This is a genomic window from Sphingobacteriales bacterium (assembly GCA_012517435.1).
Classification (GTDB): domain Bacteria; phylum Bacteroidota; class Bacteroidia; order CAILMK01; family JAAYUY01; genus JAAYUY01.
The window spans coordinates 1-2,524 of sequence record JAAYUY010000082.1 but is presented as its reverse complement, the minus strand read 5'-3'; the positions used below and the strand labels follow the sequence as shown (position 1 = coordinate 2,524).

Here is a 2,524-nt window from a genome sequence, read left to right as displayed (position 1 = left end):
GTGCTGATATTCAGCCCGGTTGTTTCAAGGTCAATAAAAGCAATGGGTTTGTTCAGTTTAAGTTTCACTTGCTATTAATTTCTGTTAAAATTTTCTCAATTATTTTCGGATAGTACTGATATTCAAGCTGATGAACCTTTTCAGCAATGCTTTCAGCTGTGTCGGTTTCAGGGTTTATTTCACAGACGGCCTGAAAAATGATCTGCCCTTCGTCATAGTTTTCATTCAGGTAATGAATAGTAATACCGGTTTGCTTCTCCCCTGCCGCCTTAACAGCTTCGTGAACATTCATACCATACATGCCTTTTCCTCCGTACTTTGGCAACAGGGCAGGATGAATATTGACTATTTTCCACGGAAATGCCTGCAGCAGAGAGGAAGGTATTTTTAGTAAAAATCCCGCTAAAACAATAAAATCAATCCGGTGATCCTTGAGAATTTTCATGACATTGCCGGAATAATACAAATCACTTCCCGAAAAAACAAGGCATGGTATCCTGAGTTTTTTCATTCTGTTAATCACTCCGGCCTGCGGATTGTTGGTCAGCGTCAGCACCACTTTTATTTCCGGATGGTTTTTAAAGAAAACGGCAATATTTTCAGCATTGGTGCCACTTCCGGAGGCAAATATGGCTATGCGGTGCTGCGTCATTATTTGATTTCCAGTTCGTCTTTAAAGAGTTTGGTAAATAAATCCGTCATATTGTTATTGCCATTCAGGTTATGAAGTTCGACAGAGGAGATAATAAACACCGTTTTCCCCTGCTGATTAACCTTTTTTGCCATGACCGTTGATTTTCCTGTCCATGGAGCTTTGCCGGAGACTCCTGTTTTGACCAGACGGGCATTGTAGAGAACAGCTGCGCCTGCTTCTTCATAAAAAGGCCTTGCATTGGAAATTTTAGTCGATTTCAGTACCGGCCAGCCACTAACGACAGGCTCTATCAACGAATCCGTTTCGATGCGAAAATTATTGGCTCCTGCCGGAAGGCTCACCAGTGAATCTATCGGGGAAAAATCGAGATAACCCGCCTGTTCATCAATAGAAGAAGCTATTTCGACTGCAAGAAACATCCTGCCACCTTTATTAAAAAACGGCTCTGTGGTTTTTTGTGCCATCGACATCGAGTAATCTATATCTTTTCCGAACCAGATAATGAATTTAAACAAACCGAACACAAAGCTCTGTGTGGTATTATCAGGGGAAAGCTGCGTATAGTGATCTCCTTTTATCTCATTGATTCTGAGAATGTCATAATTGTTTATTCCGCAAAGGTTCAGGTTGCTGGTATAAAAATCTTCTCTTGCAGAAATGGAGGAGTTGTAAGCATTAACCAGTAAAATCGGAGATGTAGGTTTTCTGACAAAAATCTTATTGGAATAAACCATCTTCGATTTTTCATTGACCTTGTCTATTGCCCTGATAATTAACTGATTACTATCATTAAGAACTAATCCTTTAAGTCTGGAATCATGTTTAACGAGATTATTCCCCTGAAAAACTGTAGCATCCGGAGTGTTTGACAACCAGTCGTCTGCCCTGATAATGATAGTAGAGAAAGATTTATCTATTTTCAGAAAGCCATTGGCGGTATCATTCAAAGCGACTTCAAAAAAAGAAATATTGTCGGCTCCATCGGGGTCTGATGCCTCCCATGAAAAACGCAAAACAGGGAAAGAAGATTCGGGATTACGGGCAGGAAAACCGGAAGGATAAACAAAGCTGACCTCAGGAGGAGAATTTTTGACCGGAATGTAAATAAAAGCAGGAGTCGGGTCTTTCAAGCCATTGTTATCAACCGCCCTTATATAGAGCAGGAAGTCGAAAGTGTCGGTACCTGCAGGAATTTCAACAGTAAAAATGCTGTCGTATTTTGCAGTAAAAGACCAGTTTTTTTTATCTTTTGATAGCTCAAAACCAGTAAGATAGCCATCAGGGTCATCGCCCCACCATGCCACACGGATAGTAGTCGAATAACGGTCAGGACCGGGACGGATAATGGTATCAGTTATACAATATGTTTCAGGAGGCTTATTTTCAAGCAATTGTCCGAAAGGATTATCATAACAGGTTGATAACAGCAAAATCAGAATAAAAAGTCCCGATAAACCAGTTATTTTCATGAAGCAAAGGTAATAAAACCCGATCATTCAAATACTGAGAGAGAATGTTTTCAGATCAAAGTGGGCATTCTGCCGGAAGTAAATGATAAAACAGATCATCTGCTTGTCATCACAGTCATTATCTGCTTTCATTTTCAATAGTTTAACAACCTGAAACCTTCAAAATTTTTCAGAATTATTCCGGTTAATGAGAAAATAATGGTTTTCAGTTTTTATAAAATTGTTAAATTGCCAGCCAAATAAACAAGCCATGTTTCAAAAAAAGGGCAAACTTGGATTTGCTGATATAGCTGTTTCAAAACGAAATATTAAAGTCAGTTTTCTTGAAAAAATCGATAAACTTATCGACTGGGAAGAAATTGAAAAAGTGATTTTAAAAAACTATAACCGGGGGAAACGG

At 39.1% G+C, this 2,524-nt stretch carries 3 protein-coding genes; 1 reads left to right on the top strand and 2 read right to left on the bottom strand.

Annotated features, from left to right (window positions below; genetic code table 11):
• Positions 1–64 precede the first annotated feature (64 nt).
• Positions 65–652, bottom strand: coding sequence for a phosphoribosylglycinamide formyltransferase (locus tag GX437_04710; GenBank protein ID NLJ06954.1), 588 nt, complete (start codon positions 650–652; stop codon positions 65–67).
• Complete coding sequence (locus tag GX437_04705) at positions 652–2,124, bottom strand: hypothetical protein (GenBank protein NLJ06953.1); 1,473 nt, start codon at positions 2,122–2,124, stop codon at positions 652–654. The genes GX437_04710 and GX437_04705 overlap by 1 nt, the downstream gene beginning before the upstream one ends.
• A 250-nt stretch (positions 2,125–2,374) precedes the next feature.
• On the opposite strand from GX437_04705, the gene GX437_04700 reads away from it, so the two are divergent.
• Positions 2,375–2,524: IS5/IS1182 family transposase (locus GX437_04700; protein ID NLJ06952.1), on the top strand; the 150-nt coding region annotated here is incomplete at its 3' end.

Coding starts and splice junctions, on each gene's coding strand:
- GX437_04710 (NLJ06954.1), bottom strand. CDS start 652: ATGACGCAGCACCGCATAGCCATATTTGCCTCCGGAAGTGGCACCAAT.
- GX437_04705 (NLJ06953.1), bottom strand. CDS start 2,124: ATGAAAATAACTGGTTTATCGGGACTTTTTATTCTGATTTTGCTGTTA.